Consider the following 1,613-nt stretch of genomic DNA (forward strand, 5'->3'; position numbering starts at 1 on the left):
CTAAAGTTTATGTAAATTCGATACAAAAGAGGAGAAATTAAATAAACAACAGGTTAATGACTTGAAAAAAGCAAATGTATTTCAATATAAACTTGTTGCTAAAGTCAAAGAGAAAGCGAAGTTTTCACCATTTGGAGAAGACTATTATAATGAAATATACTCTTTTTTATCTCGAATTACCCATCATGATTTTAGTGCCGTAGCAAGGTATCAAAATGCTCTAGAACACGGTGATGAAAGTGTTTATATGGAAGACTTTCAGCAAGCAATGCTATCTATAATTGACTTCCTTTCTGTTTTCATTGTTGTAAATATTCGAGATGATATTGGGAGTTCAACAATGGAAACTTAACAAAGCATTTAAGAGTGATTCTCAACGCTTGGCATTTTTCATTCTATCTTTGAGTGCGGTGTTTACGGTGGTATGATTTAGTTTCGTGGTAGCGTTGTTCACACCTTAATGCGGCGTTAGGTGAATACAGGGAATTATCGAATGGAATTAAAGTGTCACTGCGGAAACGTTAGCTTGGTGTTGAGTTCGTTCCCTAAAGAAGTTGGAGAGTGTAACTGTTCTATTTGTCGTCGCTATGCTGCGGCTTGGGCGTACTTTTCTCCAGAACAAGTTCAAATCAAAATGAGTGACAAAACATCTTTCTATTGTTGGGGTGACAAAGAAGTAGAATTTCATCGTTGCAACTCATGTGGTTGTTTAACGCACTACATAACAACACAGAAATGTTCCGAAGATATCTTGGCTGTAAATATGAGAATGGCCGAAAATGAAGTGCTTTTGAGTATTCCTGTTCGTAAGATCAATGGCGCATCGTACTAATCACCTAACAATAAATTTAAGAGTGATTCACAACGCTCGGCGCTTTCACTTTAAGTCAGTTTTGTGTTTATGGCACAATGCTTTAGTTAAGATGTTAGCGTTGTTCACACCTTAATTTGGCGTTAGCCCTATCAGAGGAAAACAATGAAATCTGCAGTATTAGTTATTGATGTTCAGTCGATTCTGTTCGACCCGGAACCTCAACCATTTGAATCACAAATCGTACTCACCAAAATTAATGAGGTTACGAAATTAGCGCGTGCTAAGTCTATTCCAGTTATCTTTGTTCAGCACGAGCAACCTAAATCTGTTATTGAATACGAAAGCGTTGGTTGGGCATTACAGTCGAGCTTAATTACACAAACTGGCGACCATTTCGTTCGCAAAACAACACCAGACTCTTTCTTGAATACTAATCTTCAAAGTGTTTTGAATGAACTCGATGTAGATAGCTTAATTGTGTGTGGCTACGCCTCAGAGTTTTGCGTTGATACTACCATTCGCAGAGCTGCAGGTTTAGGCTATCCTGTAACGTTGGTATCGGATGCTCACACAACTCATGATAAGGAGCACGCCAGTGGGGCTCAAATTCGAGAGCACCATAATGCGACGTTACCTAGTATTTCTAGTTTCGGCGTTAAAATCCAAGCGGTAGAGGCGTGCAACCTTTGGGCATAGGGCTAACAAGCAATTTAAGAGTGATTCAGCACGCTTGGCATTTTTAGTTTGGATTTGGTTCAGTGTTTACGGTGGTCAAATTAAGTGTCGTGGTTGCGTGCTT

Annotated in this window: 3 protein-coding genes; all 3 read left to right on the top strand. The window is 38.9% G+C overall.

All coding sequences use genetic code 11. The annotated features are described in order from the left end of the window. Positions 1-61 precede the first annotated feature (61 nt). The 3 genes from RH45_RS23395 to RH45_RS22260 all read left to right on the top strand — a co-directional run bounded on the left by RH45_RS23395 (position 62) and on the right by RH45_RS22260 (position 1,510). Positions 62-352 (top strand): hypothetical protein, encoded by a 291-nt coding sequence (locus RH45_RS23395; protein ID WP_008081733.1) that lies wholly within the window; start codon positions 62-64, stop codon positions 350-352. Between the two features lie 141 nt (positions 353-493). Further along, entirely contained in the window at positions 494-832 is a 339-nt protein-coding gene (locus RH45_RS22255) for a GFA family protein (protein WP_008081735.1), read from the top strand. A 144-nt stretch (positions 833-976) separates the two neighbouring features. Further along, positions 977-1,510: a cysteine hydrolase family protein gene (locus RH45_RS22260; protein ID WP_008081737.1), complete on the top strand. Its 534-nt coding sequence runs from the start codon at positions 977-979 to the stop codon at positions 1,508-1,510. The last annotated feature ends 103 nt before the right edge of the window (positions 1,511-1,613 follow it).

Origin of the sequence: Vibrio sinaloensis DSM 21326 (assembly GCF_000189275.1) — a bacterium.
Classification (GTDB): domain Bacteria; phylum Pseudomonadota; class Gammaproteobacteria; order Enterobacterales; family Vibrionaceae; genus Vibrio; species Vibrio sinaloensis.